The following is a 14,145-nucleotide window of genomic DNA, read 5'->3' on the forward strand; positions in this document are numbered from 1 at the left end:
TCACTTCGAACGAAGAGGTCTGCTGCGGGCAAAAAAATAATGCAGAAAGAACGTATTATATTCCGTTTTATTTTAACATTTATAGGGCTAAAATTAGGGAAATAGCCCTATAAAACCTAATACAGAATTGTTGCTTTCGTAACTAAAATTGCTTGCTGCAAACCTCTACTTCTTGCTGGTTTGCTACAATTTACGTAACCATATGTTTCGGAATTGAACCAGATCACCATGATCCTGTAGCATGATCGGGCCTGGACCGTGGCTTACTTGTTTGGGCAGCCCTATATACTCTGTAGTACCCTCGATTTGGGTATTGTTTTGCACTAATACCCCATTATGTAGCACGGTTACAGTTCCTTTACAGATTAATATTCCATCTTTACTGAATTGGGGGGCTTTGTAAATAATATCATACACATGCCATTTGTCTGGCGCAATTACCTGTGCCAGTGGTGGACGCTGCTTGTAAAGACTGCCTGCTCCACCGTTCACATAAGTCGGATTGTTGTTGTTGTCCAGTACCTGAATCTCATATAGCCCTTGTAAAAAAATTCCACTATTGCCTCTTCCTTGACCCTCACCTTTGATAACTTCGGGGCTTTTCCATTCCACATGCAGTTGGAAATCGGTGAAATGTTCGTTTGTTTCAATGGCTCCAGCTCCGGGTTTTACTTCGAGTACATTATTATTCACCGTCCAGTTGGCTTGCCCTTTTTCACCTTTCCATTTACTGAGATCCTTGCCGTTAAAAAGGACAATGGCATCGCTCGGTATGCCATGATCGATTGTTATGGTTGGAGGGACAGGACTGTAATATTCCGTGTCAGTGGGTTTCATATTGGTCTGGGCATGTAGCCCTGTCGCGCCAAATAAGAGTGTTAATGCTATCGCTGAGGATAAAAAAGAGTTCATCTGTTGGGTTTTTGGTAATGGTTAAATATACAAATAATCCCTTTTGTATGGAACAATTTCCTTAGGTTTGTACATGGCAACCATTTTACAGACAGTATCACTAAAAGAAGCACGATTCTATGCACCGATAGGTTATTATGAAGAAGAACAGGTGTTAGGTAACGAATTTTTTGTCTCTATTGACGTATGTTTTCCATTTCTGAATTTGGAGACGGAGAATTTGAAAAATACGCTCAATTACGAGGAACTTTACCAAATTACCGCCAGCGTAATGCGACCTAAACGCAAATTGCTTGAATCTGCTGCGTCAGAAATATTGGATCAGATTCGAAATAGGGTATCCCATGCTGTAACGATCGAAGTCGTCATACGAAAATCAAATCCTCCCTTCGGCGGCGATCTTGCCTGCTCACAAGTCAGTCTTAACTATTTCAAGGATTAAAACCAAACTGGATCAGCCGTATGTCGCCTGAAAGATTTAGTTTTAGCAACCGTTATTTGAATGTCTTAAAAGTATACTATGAATATTTTTGATCTGGTCATTGCTGATAAAGAAAAGATCGCTTTGGAAGCGGTTTTCTTACAGGAAGAAAGTCGTCAGAAGCTTTTGCAGCTCATTAAAGAGCATCGTTATATCAAAGAGCTTGCACAATATGGTCTGCCGGTCAGCAATAAGATTTTACTGCATGGTTATTCTGGCTGTGGAAAAACCACAACGGCCAAAGCCCTGGCAACGGCGCTCGACAAACCCATTTATGTGTTGAATTTAAGCAATCTTATTTCGTCTCGTATTGGGGAGACTTCGCAACACTTGAAACAGGTCTTCGACAAAGCGGGGCGCGAAAAGGCCGTTTTGTTTTTAGACGAATTCGACCAGATTGGCAAGGCACGGATTAGTGAAGAAAAGGATGTGGGTGAAATGCGCCGCCTTGTAACTTCCATTATCCAGCTGATCGATTATTTTCCTGCTGAAGCGGTATTGGTTGCTGCTACGAATCATCCCGAGATTTTGGACACCGCCATCATTCGACGTTTTCAGCTTCGTCTGGCGTTTGAGTTACCGACCAACGGACAGTTAGATGCCTATTATGAAAATCTGTTTATGCCTTTTCCACAGTATGCTGAAGTCGTTCCTCGGCGCTATGGGATTTCTTATGCAGAGGCCAAAGATTATATTTACGATGCCGTCAAATCCTTGTTGATTGCTGCGCTAGAAAATCATGAAATTTAACGTTTTTTTTGAATACCTGTGTCGCTGTGCTTTTCTGTGTGAATGGGGAGCCTAAACCGTCATATCGTGTCTTAATGTAGACAAAATGACATTTATTTTTATTGATAAGTGTCATTTTGTCTCTAAACTAGCTGTGGTACGCAAATTGAATAATTCCTCTCAAATAGTTAGAACAAAAAAGCTTAATAATAAAACAAAAAATTAGGAGGACAAAAAAATGGCATTAATTAAATTCCCATCAAAAAGTTTAAATACTGACGCTGTAAATCCGTTTGTAAACACTGTATTTGATAATTTATTCAATGATAATTTTATTTCAGATCGTTTGGTATCTCGTGTCCCGGCGGTAAATATATCAGAAACCGAGAAATCTTTCAAAGTTGAAATGGCTGCGCCCGGATTGGATAAGTCTGATTTTAAGATCAATGTAGACAAAAATCTGATTACAATTTCGGCAGAGAAAAAGGAGGAAACTGTCAGTGAAGAAAAATTATACAGTAAAAAAGAATTCAATTATTCATCGTTCTCGCGCTCGTTTACTTTGCCGGATACGGTAGACTACAGCAGTATTGAGGCTGCGTATGAAGGAGGGATATTGATTTTGACTGTGGGCAAGAAAGAGGATGCAATTATCGCTAAGCGTTTAATTGAAGTGAAGTAATTGAGAAGAGTTGTACAGCATATCCGCTTTTGAGATGACCGAAAGAACGAGAGAAGAAGAATAAAGGAAAATAGTTTTTAGGTTTAGTTTATGTTTTAATCCCTTGGAACCTGATTTGTGTTCCAAGGGATTTTTTCTTTTGTATCAGTTTGCTGGTATTTTTACTATAGATTATTCTGTTTCCTCATATTTTTCAGCTCGAGGAATTTTGGCGAGAAAGGGCTCTAGTTCTGCTGGTAATTTTGTTAATTTCCGTTTTTGAAGGTCTAACCATGCTCCATCGACATGAACTGTGCAGCAGCGGGTTCCGTCAGAACGAAATACCTGATGCATAAATGAAAACCGGCTATTGTTTTTGTTGTATTTCGTCAATTCCACTCTGACTTGTACATATTCGTCCAGATGGATTTCTTTAAAATATAGGAGTTCTTCTCTGAATAGTATAGGGCCGATATGATATTCGGCAAATTTATCGAGAGAAAATCCCATCTTGTGCAGCATATTACTGCGGGCCTGTGCACAAATATCAGCGTAAGCAGAATGGCGCATATGTCTATTTGCATCGATCTGCGCCCAAATGATCTGACCTTCATAAAATATATTTTCCATAATCTCTAGCGATAAGTCTCTTTTTTAATAACAATTTACATATTTTTAAATAAAGCTGTAACATTTTGCATGTTTGCTATACTTATTACCTAAACTAAATTTAATAAAAAGTCGCTAGGTGAACCCATCGGAAATAGAATTTCTTAGATTAATTGATGAGAATAAAGGTATTCTCGTTAAGGTGAGCCGTATGTATATGGATGATCACGATGGGCGGCAGGACCTGTATCAGGAAATCGTATATCAATTGTGGAAATCCTACGGAACATTTAAGCGGGAGAGTAAATTTTCGACATGGATGTATCGTGTTGCTCTTAATACGGCCATGGTATTCTTAAAAAAGGAAAAGAAGCATCAGATTTACGATGCGTTGGACGAACGGCATGACGCTGCGGATGAAGGTTATGACGCTGATAAAGACGAGCAATTAAAAGTTTTCTATCAGGCAGTACAGGAACTCAATGCAATTGAAAAAGCGCTGATCTTTTTGTTTTTAGAGGGCCAAAGTCATCGGGAAATTGCAGAGAATTTGGGTATATCGGAGGTGAATGCCCGGGTGAAATTGAACCGCACAAAAGAGCGAATTCAACAGATCATTAAAAAATATAACTATGAATTTTGATGAGTTAAAGAAATCTTGGCAGGAACAGCCGACAGATGAAGATTTGCAGAATCCAAATCTCAAGTACTACAAGGAGGTGGGCAATATTATGGGCAAGCTGCGCAAGAACATCAAGCGCGAGTTTATTTCATGGTTGTGTTGTATGTGTTTTCTATTTTTGGTGCCTATATTACCCATTTATAAGATCGAAGGTTATGCAGCATTTGCCTATTATTTTTTTATCGTACAGATATCGTTATCGAGTCTTCTATATTACCGGAGGTTTTTTTACTTGGTAAAAAGTACAAAGCAGATCGAACTGTTAGCCTCTAAAGAACATTTGCTCAAAACGTATTACGATTTAAAGTATGCCGTTGAGACGTATCGTATTGCAGCCTATGTGATGATTCCACAAGCATTGTTTCTTTATCTGATCATGATCGCCCAGAACCGAACGAGTGTATGGTTTGATCGATTATATCACTTCAAGGAGACTTTTGCAGCGGATCCTAATTTTATTGTTTGGATGATCCTCTCGGCAATTGTGTCTATTGTTTTGGTTGTTGGTGTGACGGAAATTATGATTCGTTGCTATTATAGTCGTTACCTCATTCAGATCAAAGAGAAGCTGGATCAATTGGAGACGGAATAAAGACTGTCGGAGCTAAAACAGGTAAGGTTTTTGTTTGGTGTATTGGTAATAGTATTTTAAATCTATATGAAATATCAACGTCGTTTCACAGCTGGCTGTGTTTTTTGGGCATGGATATTTCGTATATTGTTATCGAAATCCAAGGTCCGTTATGTTTAATCCGACAAAGAAGTTACAGCGTAGTTCCCAGATCTTAAGTATATTGGCCAAATATGGTTTTAAAGACGCAATCGCTCGGTTGCCATGGAAAGGGTCTAGAGCGTCGGTAGATCATTCCATTGACGTTGATACAGTCAGTGTATATGCCCGTATACGTATGGCGCTTGAGGAGTTAGGTCCGGCTTTTATCAAGCTTGGACAATCTGCTTCGACTCGGGAGGGGCTGCTGCCGAAAGATTTGGTAGATGAACTTAAACGCCTGGAGGATAATGTTCCGCCTTTTGAAGTGGACATTAAATCTTATCTCGCAGAAGAACTGGCGTTGGATATTGACGCGTATTTTCAGGAGATTGTGGCCGAGCCGTTTGCTGCAGCTTCTATCGCTCAGGTGTACAGAGCAACCTTAATAGATGGTACCCAAACGGTGTTAAAGGTGCGACGCCCGGGTATCGATGAGATGATGCGCAGTGATCTGGCACTCATGCGTGATATTGCCAAAATCCTGACCATGTACAATGATGTACTGGAAAACCTTAATCTATCTTTGATTGTCGAATCTTTCTCCATGACTTTGCAGGAGGAGATGTCTTTGGCGATTGAACGACACAATATTGAGCGGTTCGCTAAAAATTTTAAGGGAAATAAAGATATAAAGGTGCCCAGGGTTTACCCCGAACTATCGTCTGATCGCGTGCTTTGCATGGAGTATCTGGATGGTTTTAAAGTTACGGATGTGGCAGAAATCAAGCGGCGGGGAATGGACGTTCAATCGCTTGTTAAGAATGGGATCAATTTGTATCTCGAACAGGTAATTATCCATGGATTCTTCCATGGCGATCCGCATCCAGGAAATATGATGGTAATGCCAGATGGGCGGATTGCCTTTTTGGATTTTGGAAATATGGGTAAATTATTGGGTATAGACCGTAGGCTGCTGGAAGAGTTTATTCAATCGGCAATATCGGAGGATGCTGTCCGGCTTGCTGACGTGATTGAAGATGTAGCTGTCGTTAGTCATATACCAGACCGCAATCAGTTTGAGCGCTCGCTTTATGAGATTTTCGATATGATCGATAATGTATCACTTGGTGATCTTAGCTTAGATTTATTGTTCAATAAATTATGGAAAATTATTGGCGACAATCGCCTGTATTTTCCGGAGTATATTTATCAGTTGATGCGGGGCATCTCCTTGATGGAGGGGATAGGCCGTCAATTATATCCTGATCTCAACATTATGGAAAGTATTAAACCTTTTGCGCGACGGATTATGATGGAAAGGCTCTCTCCGCAGGCAATGTTCAAAAAAGGAAAATATAAAGTGGAGTCGTTTGTTCGTGATGTGGAGAAACTACCGGAAGATATGCGTGCGCTAGTACGCTTATTCCGGACAGGAAATTTTACCCTCAACCATCGTTTGATCAGCGCCCGATCTTTCAATACGATCCTAAGAAAAGGGGTCAATCGTATCGTCATTGGCATTATGTTTATGTCGCTCAATTTGCTGGGCGGAATGATCATCGTGGCTCGAGTTGAACCGAAATGGTGGGGAATCCCCGTTTTTGCCTGGATATGCTTAGGTTCGGCTTGGGTTTTTGCAGTCTATTTATTTATTGCCATGATTCGGGCAAAGGACAATGATTAGTCGAATCGAATATAGCGTTTTAGTGAAGAGGACTAGTTAGGCATGTTTCTACAGAATAAGATAGGAAATAACAATATGGAAATTAATCTAAATGGGAAAAAGGCTTTGATTGGAGCGAGTTCAACGGGTATAGGTGCCGGGATTGCTCGAGTGCTTGCCTCTTGTGGCGTATCGGTAACTTTAGCCTCCCGAAATGAGCAAAAGCTACAGCATGCCTGTGAAAGTCTAGACAGGTCTAAAGGGCAGGTACATCAATATTTACTCGTGAATTACAACGATCACGAAGCCTATAAAAAACAGATAGCACATTATTTTGAGTCGAATAACGTCGATATTTTAATCAACAATTCGAATGGGCCCCAAGCAGGAACCATAGCACAAAAGCATCTTGCTGATTATCAGGATGCTTTTGAACTCTTGTTTCAAAATCACTGCTACACGACCGGATGTGCGTTGCCCTATATGCAAGCTAACGGATATGGTCGTATTATTAATGTTTCTTCTTCTACGGTAAAGGAGCCGGTTTCTAACTTGGTATTATCCAATACCATCCGTACGGCATTGGTTAGTTGGAGTAAATCGTTGGCGGAGGATGTTGCCAAAGATGGTGTGACAGTAAACAGCATCTTGACAGGATTATTTGATACTGACCGCATACAGTCGCTAACCAATCTGGATGCACAGCGTTTGGGCATATCCTATGATGACGCGCTGCAAATACGCTTAAAACAGGTTCCGGCACAACGTTTGGGTAAACCGGAGGAATATGGCTATCTTGTCGCTTTCCTTTGCTCAACTTACGCAAGCTATCTTACCGGTGCCAATATTCCGCTGGATGGCGGTCTGCTAAAAGGTCTGTAAAAAATGATGGCTATCTGATATCAAATCGGATAGCCACCAAGTTTGTGTGATTTATTATTTTCCAATTAATTTAACACCAATTCGGTGTTTACAATGATGTCAACATCCGAAGCAACAGCTTCTACACCCGAAGGTAGTTTATCGTTGTATTTTAATCCAAAATCGTGGCGGTTAATTGTTGTTTTGGCCGTGAAGCCTGCACGTGTTTTGCCCCAAGGATCAGTAATGATTCCTCCATTTTGAGTGACCTCGAAAGTTACCTTTTTCGTTACGTCACGGATTGTTAGATCCGCTACCATTACATATTTTCCTTTTACTTTTGCATTTTTAAAACTAACAGACTTCAAGGTCATTTTAGGGAATTTTTCTGCAGCAAAGAAATCGTCAGTTTTCAAGTGGTTGTCTCGGGCAGCGACACGTGTATCGATACTGTTGACATCAATAGAAAAATTGATTTTGGCATTGTTAAAACTTGTACCTGTTGCTGTTTCAACTGTACCTTCTACTTTTGTAAATTCACCATCAACAAAGCTGATACCTAAGTGTTTTACATCAAATCTTGCATTTGTATGCGCTGGGTCTGCAGACCATTTTACTTGTGCTACAGCAACATTAATCATTAATACTGCTCCTGCCAAAACTTGGAAAAATCTATTCATCTTGTTTTCTTTTTATTTAGATAACTGAAATATGTTCAAATTGTTTGTTTGAACAAACTTCTGCAAAGTTGGTATAAACTTGTAAAGAAAAAATTGATGTAGGTCAAGAATTTCGATTCGGCTTTAATAGCTGCCTTTTTAGGCGACTAAGAAACTCTTGTGTGACGCCGAGATAGGAAGCTAATTGCATATTTGAAATCCTAGGGTAGATTTTGGGATACCTCTTGATAAAATCAAGATATCTCTCCTGAGCAGTAAATCCGATACTCGAAATGATACGATGTTGGGATGCGATCTGTGCACGCTGTGCCATTATCCTCGAAAGTTTTTCAAAGATTGGATGATCTTTGTAGAGTTTGTCTTTATCTTTTTTTGACAGGGTAAGCACGACAGCGTTTTCTAGCGCCTGGATGTTTTGTAGTGCCGGCTCCTGATAGTTGAAGCTCGCAATATCACCAATCCACCAATCTTCAATCGCAAATTGTAGGATATGTTCTATCCCGTCGGCAGTGATATAGAATGATTTAAATAGACCGCTCACCACATATGCTTCATGATGGCAAACTTCACCGGCGCGTAGAAAATAGTCTTTTTTCTTTATTTTTTTGACTTGATAACGTGAAACGATGTCATTCAGCTCGTCCTCTGTGACATCAATACGTTGTTTTACAAATTCCCTAAATTGTTCCATTTGGCTGTAAAATACAAAATTTTGTAAAGCTAATTTAACATGCGCTAAGATTCCTGTCAATAGCCAATTCAGATTAGGCGTACGATTACACTGAGATTAGCTTCATGCTCGAATAAAATTTTTGTTAAGATCTACATTTCTGTGTAATATTTATCATGTTAGCCCCTTAATTTAGCTAGTTTCATCATTAATTGGTATATTCTATAGAAATTGAAATATTTTGATTACTAAACTAGCACTGTGTCGCATGAAGTTTGTCGCTCCCAACACGCTCGAAAATGATAATGTCTTATTAAGGATCATGGAACCATCGGATTTCGATGCGCTATATCAAGTTGCCAAGGATCCACTGATCTGGGAACAGCATCCCAATAAAGACCGTTGGAAAGAAGATGTTTTCCGCCAATTTTTTGAGTCTGCTTTAGCAAGCAAATCGGCTTATTTAATCTATGACAAGAAGAATGCTGCATGTATTGGCAGTACACGATACTATGGGCTTGACGAGGTTGGAAGATCAATTTTTGTTGGATTTACGTTTTATGCGCGCGCTTATTGGGGGGTGGGCATTAATCCTTTAGTCAAAGAGATGATGTTTGACTTTGCATTCAATTTTGTAGACAGCATTTTTATGCATGTTGGTGCGGAGAATTATCGCTCACAGAAGGCCGTGGAACGCTTGGGGGCACTTAAAGTCGCCGAGCGGATGGTGAGTTTTGTAAATGAACCTGAGAGGAAGAATTTTGAATATATGCTGGAGAAATCTTCTTGGCTGCGCGCCAAGAGATAAGGTGATTATTATCCCTTGACGCCGCTAAGTATGCTCCCTATAATGACTGCTAATACGATCAATGTAATGATGATATAAAGCTTGTCCTTTTCGATTACAAATCCAAATAGTGAACCAATTACCCGTACAATAGGAGTGCAAATCAGTAAAAGGACTCCAAGCTGTATGACTTGGGGGACATTTCGGCTTAATGCGCCAGTAATGATCCCAGTAATTGTAGTGTTGGCGTTTTCCTCACCGACAAAATCGCTGTAATTTGGTACAGTTTCCTGTCCATGAACAATCAGGTAGAGGATGCCGCCGAGGACGAGAATGGAAGAAGCGATGACAACTCCTGTTCGTAAAATTTGTCCGACGAGTAGCGAGATATCTTTGTCTCCCCAATAATGTTTGGAAAATACGTGTTTCATTTTGATTATTTATTTTCCTTCTTCGTATCGATGAAGGTTCTTACACAATTAATTATGCCATTGCGTAACGTATGTTTTTTAAAATTTATGTTGGAATCCATTGAAAATCATCTCTAAGGCCACGAATGTTATGGCGACAGCGAAAATGATCCGTAAAGTCTTTGGATTCATACGTTTTAGGAGCTTAGATCCTGTAATGGCACCACCTAATACCCCTAAAATTACCGGAAATGCAATACCTGGATCCATATAGCCTCTTTGCAGATACACGACAGCAGAAGCTGCTGCGGTAACACCGATCATAAAGTTACTCGTTGTTGTACTGACTTTAAATGGAATTTTCATCATGCTATCCATTGCAAGTACTTTAAGGGATCCGGAACCAATCCCCAATAAACCGGAGATAACACCCGCCACACCCATCAATGAAAAGCCTCCCACAATATTGGTTAGCTTGTAGGGAATTAATTTTCCCTCCACTGGATACGTACTGTTTAGCTTTAGTTTTTCAGCTAAAGGGGAACCTCCAGCGTGTGCGTGCTCATTTTTTTTACGCACAGTCATGGCTGCCGAGAAGATTAGTACAAAACCAAAGATTATGGCGATGGTATTCGTCGGCATATAAATAGCGATAACAGCTCCAATGACCGCCCCAATAGTGGTAGCGATTTCTAAAAACATACCTAGCCGGATATTGGTAATGCCTTCCTTGACATAAGCTGTTGCGGCACCGGAAGAAGTGGCTATGGAAGCAAGCAATGCTGCTCCAATGGCATAACGAATATCAACATGAAAAAAGAGTGTCAATAAAGGTATCACAACGACCCCTCCGCCTAAGCCTGTCAGCGATCCTAATAGCCCTGCTACAAACGCACCTAGGAGAAGGATGATTGTAAACGTGAGAATAGTCATAAATATATTATTTGTTTTGATCCTTACAACACAAATTGTTTTAAGGAAGGTAATTTGTTTCAAAATTAAGGGCTTTTTATCGCTTTTTAAACATAAAAGCCGCAAGAGATACAATTGTTACATCGATACTGCCTCAGCAATTGGCATGTGTTGTGGCCTTGTCGCTTAGTGTAGTATCGATGGCGCTCATTGATCGAAGTAAATTCTATACAAGCTATAGACAACACTATTCGGCTATTGTTTGCTGTATCTTTTCTTTTCTATTGAAGATATCATAGATGATCGGAAAAACCAGCAAGGTCAATATAGTTGCTGAGATTAATCCGCCAATGATCACGATTGCCAGCGGTTTTTGTGATTCCGAACCGATACCGGTAGATAGTGCAGCTGGTAAGAGTCCTATAGAAGCCATCAATGCTGTCATAACCACAGGTCTTGTTCGCGATTTTACACCTTTATAGATCGATTGGTCATTCGGTAGTCCATCTTTCTTATTCTGATGGAATTCTGAAATCAGGATTACTCCATTCTGGATACAAATACCAAATAATGCAATCATTCCTACGCCTGCCGATATCCCAAAATTCATACCTGTAACGTGCAAAGCTATAATTCCACCAATCAGAGCAAAGGGAACGTTGGCTAATACGAGCAGAGAGTCTTTGATATTACCAAACAGAATGAACAGTAAGAAGAAGATAACGACCAGACTGATCGGAACCACCTGAGCTAAACGGTGTGTAGCACGTTGCTGATTTTCAAATTGCCCAGTCCAGCCAATGGAATACCCTTCAGGCAGCTTTATTTTACTGACTTTTTGCTGTGCTTCGGCAATGGTGCTTCCTAAGTCACGGTCACGGGTGGAAAATTTGATGCCGATATAGCGTTTGATGTTGTCGCGATAGATAAAAGCAGCACCATTATCTTTTTCAATGGTGGCAATACTTTTAAGTGGAATTAATGTGCCATCACCACAGGGAACCATCAGCTGCGCAATATCTTTTTCTGTTTTCCGGTATTCGGGAGCGTAGCGCAGACGAATATTGAACTTACGTTCGCCATCGTACAAGATGGAGGCTGTTTTTCCTCCGAAGGCCATTTCGAGTACCGCCTGTGCATCGGCGGGCAGAACGTTAAACGCTGCCATACGTGTTCGATCCAATACCACGCTCACTTCGGGCTGGCCAATATTGAGAATAATACCTGGCTCTTTAATTCCTTGTATACCTTTTACTTGTGCATAAACTTCTTTTGCAAGACGGTCTAGAGTCGTTAAGTCGTCGCCAAAAATCTTAATTCCGTTTTCAGCTTTGAAACCAGCAACTGCCTCAGCAACATTATCCGAAATAGGTTGTGAATAGTTGTAGGTAATACCTTGATATTGTTTGAGTTTGTGATCCATCTCATCAATCAGCTGATCCATTGTGATTTTGCGCGTCCATTCTTCTTTGGGTTTTAGCGCTACGGCAAACTGAACAAAACCAAACCCGTTAGGATCTGTACCATCGTTGCTCCGTCCAGTTTGGGAGAGCACACCAGTGACCTCAGGGAAGGTTTCCAACGTACTTTTTAATAGTTTGGTTGTTTTAACCGATTCACGTAAAGAAGTACTCATAGGCATCTCAGCAGTAACCCAAAGGGATCCTTCGTTTAATGTTGGTAAAAATTCTGTTCCTAAAAATTTTGCAGAAAACAAGACTACCGCCAATAAAGTAATTGCGAGGATCATGCTCAGACGTTTGTTTCTAAAGGTGAAACCAAATCCTTTAGCAACGACCCTATTCCAGAATTCCACAAAGGGATTGTGGCGCTCGCGCACATTTTTATTGAGCAGAATATGTGATAAAGCAGGAACGAGCGTTAAGGTAAAAAGCAGCGCTCCCAATAAGGCAAAACCTAGGGTAAAGGCTAGTGGCGCAAACATCTTTCCTTCAACTTTCTGGAAGGAGAATATAGGAATCAATGAGGTAATGATAATCAGTTTGGAAAAAAAGATGGCTTTACCCAATCCCGTTCCTGTCTGTTTGATCCAGCCTGCTTTGGCCATCTTGTTGAATTTTTCCATGCCAAGTTTGTGTGCCTTATGATCCAGCATGACAAATATCCCTTCCACCATAACCACGGCACCGTCGATAATAATACCGAAGTCTACCGCGCCTAAAGAAAGCAGGTTGGCACTCATGCCGGCCAGTTTAAGGCATAGAAAGGCAAAAAGTAAGGCGAGAGGTATGATTATGGAAACGATAACCGTGGTGCGCCAGTCTGCCATAAAGAGCAGTACCATCAAGGTGACAAGCACAATACCTTCGATCAAGTTATGCATAACGGTATGTGTTGTAAAATCCATGAGGTTGTCACGGTCATAGAAAGTTTGCATCTTGACGTCTTTGGGGAGGATTTTGTTGTTAAGCTCATCTATTTTCGCTTTTACAGCAGTCAATACCTCTCTTGGATTTTCACCTTTGCGCATTACGATGGTTCCTGCTACTACATCATCATTCTTACCAAAACCGGCTTGGCCGACGCGAGGCATCGCGCTTTCTTTCACTTCAGCCACATTCTTGACGAATACAGGATTTCCCTTTTGATTTATTACGGTGATGTTTTCGATATCATTGATTGAGTTGACTAGACCAATACCTCGTACAACGTAGGATTGACCGCTTTTTTCGATAACATCTCCACCCACATTCAGGTTACTTTTGCTCACGGCATCAAATACCTGTAAAGGTGTCAGGTTAAATTTGTCGAGCTTTATGGGGTCTGTACTGATTTCGTAAACCAAATCTTGTCCGCCAAAAACATTGATATCGGCTACACCGGGGACACCCCGCAGCGCCCGGTCAATAACCCATGTCTGTAAAGTAAGAAGGTCGCGTGAATTGCGTTGATCGCTGTGTAATGTATAGCGGAAAATTTCTCCAGTAGGACCGTAAGGGGGCTGTACATCCGGATCGACATCGTCTGGTAGGCTCACGGATCGCAGGAGGTTATTGACTTGGTTGCGGGCAAAAGTATCGTCGACACCATCATCAAAGATGATTTTGACAATGGAGAGGCCAAACATGGTCGTGCTACGTATACTCGTTTTCTTTTGTACCGGGCTCATGCCCAATTCAATCGGTGTAGTCACAAAACGTTCGACTTCCTCTGCACTCCGACCATTCCATTGGGTAATGATGGTTATCTGTGTATTGGTAACATCCGGAAATGCCTCAATGGGCATACTTTTAAAACTGATAAAACCAGAAATAGCCAAGATAGCCACCCAAATAAAGGTAAAGGCTTTATTTTTTATGGAAAAGGCAATGATATTCTTAATGAATTTGTTCATTCGTGTAAATGCTAAGGCAGA

General features: G+C 40.7%; 15 protein-coding genes. 8 read left to right on the forward strand and 7 right to left on the reverse strand.

Annotated features, from left to right (window positions below; all coding sequences use genetic code 11):
• Positions 1–183: 183 nt before the first annotated feature.
• Positions 184–912, reverse strand: coding sequence for a 3-keto-disaccharide hydrolase (locus B3139_RS09405; RefSeq protein WP_209578955.1), 729 nt, complete (start codon positions 910–912; stop codon positions 184–186).
• Positions 913–985: 73 nt separating this feature from the next.
• On the opposite strand from B3139_RS09405, the gene B3139_RS09410 reads away from it, so the two are divergent.
• The 3 genes from B3139_RS09410 (at position 986) to B3139_RS09420 (ending at position 2,804) form a co-directional block, all read left to right on the forward strand.
• On the forward strand, positions 986–1,354 hold the full coding sequence (locus tag B3139_RS09410; RefSeq protein WP_293882260.1) for a dihydroneopterin aldolase: 369 nt from the start codon (positions 986–988) through the stop codon (positions 1,352–1,354).
• 78 nt (positions 1,355–1,432) lie between these two features.
• Complete coding sequence (locus tag B3139_RS09415; protein WP_293882262.1) at positions 1,433–2,143, forward strand: AAA family ATPase; 711 nt, start codon at positions 1,433–1,435, stop codon at positions 2,141–2,143.
• A gap of 217 nt (positions 2,144–2,360) precedes the next feature.
• Positions 2,361–2,804, forward strand: a complete 444-nt coding sequence (locus B3139_RS09420; protein WP_293882264.1) for an Hsp20/alpha crystallin family protein — start codon at positions 2,361–2,363, stop codon at positions 2,802–2,804.
• Between the two features lie 171 nt (positions 2,805–2,975).
• Here the strand turns inward: B3139_RS09420 and B3139_RS09425 are convergent, their stop codons facing one another.
• Entirely contained in the window at positions 2,976–3,413 is a 438-nt protein-coding gene (locus B3139_RS09425; RefSeq protein ID WP_293882266.1) for an acyl-CoA thioesterase, read from the reverse strand.
• A 118-nt stretch (positions 3,414–3,531) separates the two neighbouring features.
• Between B3139_RS09425 and B3139_RS09430 the strand changes: the two genes are divergently transcribed.
• From B3139_RS09430 to B3139_RS09445, 4 genes are all read left to right on the forward strand, one after another.
• Complete coding sequence (locus B3139_RS09430; protein ID WP_293882268.1) at positions 3,532–4,035, forward strand: RNA polymerase sigma factor; 504 nt, start codon at positions 3,532–3,534, stop codon at positions 4,033–4,035.
• Complete coding sequence (locus B3139_RS09435) at positions 4,025–4,666, forward strand: hypothetical protein (protein ID WP_293882270.1); 642 nt, start codon at positions 4,025–4,027, stop codon at positions 4,664–4,666. The genes B3139_RS09430 and B3139_RS09435 overlap by 11 nt, the downstream gene beginning before the upstream one ends.
• A 151-nt stretch (positions 4,667–4,817) precedes the next feature.
• Entirely contained in the window at positions 4,818–6,470 is a 1,653-nt protein-coding gene (locus B3139_RS09440) for an ABC1 kinase family protein (protein WP_293882272.1), read from the forward strand.
• A gap of 75 nt (positions 6,471–6,545) precedes the next feature.
• Positions 6,546–7,331 (forward strand): SDR family oxidoreductase, encoded by a 786-nt coding sequence (locus B3139_RS09445; RefSeq protein WP_209578947.1) that lies wholly within the window; start codon positions 6,546–6,548, stop codon positions 7,329–7,331.
• A 65-nt stretch (positions 7,332–7,396) separates the two neighbouring features.
• On the opposite strand, the gene B3139_RS09450 is transcribed toward B3139_RS09445, so the two are convergent.
• Both B3139_RS09450 and B3139_RS09455 read right to left on the reverse strand, forming a co-directional pair.
• Positions 7,397–7,990: a YceI family protein gene (locus B3139_RS09450; protein ID WP_293882275.1), complete on the reverse strand. Its 594-nt coding sequence runs from the start codon at positions 7,988–7,990 to the stop codon at positions 7,397–7,399.
• A 103-nt stretch (positions 7,991–8,093) separates the two neighbouring features.
• Positions 8,094–8,681, reverse strand: coding sequence for a Crp/Fnr family transcriptional regulator (locus B3139_RS09455; RefSeq protein WP_209578945.1), 588 nt, complete (start codon positions 8,679–8,681; stop codon positions 8,094–8,096).
• A gap of 247 nt (positions 8,682–8,928) precedes the next feature.
• Here B3139_RS09455 and B3139_RS09460 point away from each other — a divergent pair, with 247 nt between their 5' ends.
• Entirely contained in the window at positions 8,929–9,468 is a 540-nt protein-coding gene (locus B3139_RS09460) for a GNAT family N-acetyltransferase (RefSeq protein WP_293882278.1), read from the forward strand.
• A gap of 8 nt (positions 9,469–9,476) precedes the next feature.
• Here the strand turns inward: B3139_RS09460 and B3139_RS09465 are convergent, their stop codons facing one another.
• The 3 genes from B3139_RS09465 to B3139_RS09475 form a co-directional block, all read right to left on the reverse strand.
• Positions 9,477–9,878 carry a DUF1634 domain-containing protein gene (locus B3139_RS09465; protein WP_293882280.1) on the reverse strand — a complete coding sequence of 134 codons (402 nt, stop codon included), beginning with the start codon at positions 9,876–9,878 and terminating at the stop codon, positions 9,477–9,479.
• A 78-nt stretch (positions 9,879–9,956) separates the two neighbouring features.
• Complete coding sequence (locus B3139_RS09470) at positions 9,957–10,790, reverse strand: sulfite exporter TauE/SafE family protein (RefSeq protein ID WP_209578942.1); 834 nt, start codon at positions 10,788–10,790, stop codon at positions 9,957–9,959.
• A 226-nt stretch (positions 10,791–11,016) separates the two neighbouring features.
• Entirely contained in the window at positions 11,017–14,124 is a 3,108-nt protein-coding gene (locus tag B3139_RS09475; protein ID WP_293882284.1) for an efflux RND transporter permease subunit, read from the reverse strand.
• Between the last annotated feature and the right edge of the window lie 21 nt (positions 14,125–14,145).

Source organism: Sphingobacterium sp. UBA1498, assembly GCF_002325125.1.
Taxonomy (GTDB): domain Bacteria; phylum Bacteroidota; class Bacteroidia; order Sphingobacteriales; family Sphingobacteriaceae; genus Sphingobacterium.

What these genes read in the sequence shown, in the direction of transcription:
- B3139_RS09405 (WP_209578955.1), bottom strand. Translation starts at nt 912, where the DNA reads ATGAACTCTTTTTTATCCTCAGCGATAGCATTAACACTCTTATTTGGC.
- B3139_RS09410 (WP_293882260.1), top strand. Translation starts at nt 986, where the DNA reads ATGGCAACCATTTTACAGACAGTATCACTAAAAGAAGCACGATTCTAT.
- B3139_RS09415 (WP_293882262.1), top strand. Translation starts at nt 1,433, where the DNA reads ATGAATATTTTTGATCTGGTCATTGCTGATAAAGAAAAGATCGCTTTG.
- B3139_RS09420 (WP_293882264.1), top strand. Translation starts at nt 2,361, where the DNA reads ATGGCATTAATTAAATTCCCATCAAAAAGTTTAAATACTGACGCTGTA.
- B3139_RS09425 (WP_293882266.1), bottom strand. Translation starts at nt 3,413, where the DNA reads ATGGAAAATATATTTTATGAAGGTCAGATCATTTGGGCGCAGATCGAT.
- B3139_RS09435 (WP_293882270.1), top strand. Translation starts at nt 4,025, where the DNA reads ATGAATTTTGATGAGTTAAAGAAATCTTGGCAGGAACAGCCGACAGAT.
- B3139_RS09440 (WP_293882272.1), top strand. Translation starts at nt 4,818, where the DNA reads ATGTTTAATCCGACAAAGAAGTTACAGCGTAGTTCCCAGATCTTAAGT.
- B3139_RS09445 (WP_209578947.1), top strand. Translation starts at nt 6,546, where the DNA reads ATGGAAATTAATCTAAATGGGAAAAAGGCTTTGATTGGAGCGAGTTCA.
- B3139_RS09450 (WP_293882275.1), bottom strand. Translation starts at nt 7,990, where the DNA reads ATGAATAGATTTTTCCAAGTTTTGGCAGGAGCAGTATTAATGATTAAT.
- B3139_RS09455 (WP_209578945.1), bottom strand. Translation starts at nt 8,681, where the DNA reads ATGGAACAATTTAGGGAATTTGTAAAACAACGTATTGATGTCACAGAG.
- B3139_RS09460 (WP_293882278.1), top strand. Translation starts at nt 8,929, where the DNA reads ATGAAGTTTGTCGCTCCCAACACGCTCGAAAATGATAATGTCTTATTA.
- B3139_RS09465 (WP_293882280.1), bottom strand. Translation starts at nt 9,878, where the DNA reads ATGAAACACGTATTTTCCAAACATTATTGGGGAGACAAAGATATCTCG.
- B3139_RS09470 (WP_209578942.1), bottom strand. Translation starts at nt 10,790, where the DNA reads ATGACTATTCTCACGTTTACAATCATCCTTCTCCTAGGTGCGTTTGTA.
- B3139_RS09475 (WP_293882284.1), bottom strand. Translation starts at nt 14,124, where the DNA reads ATGAACAAATTCATTAAGAATATCATTGCCTTTTCCATAAAAAATAAA.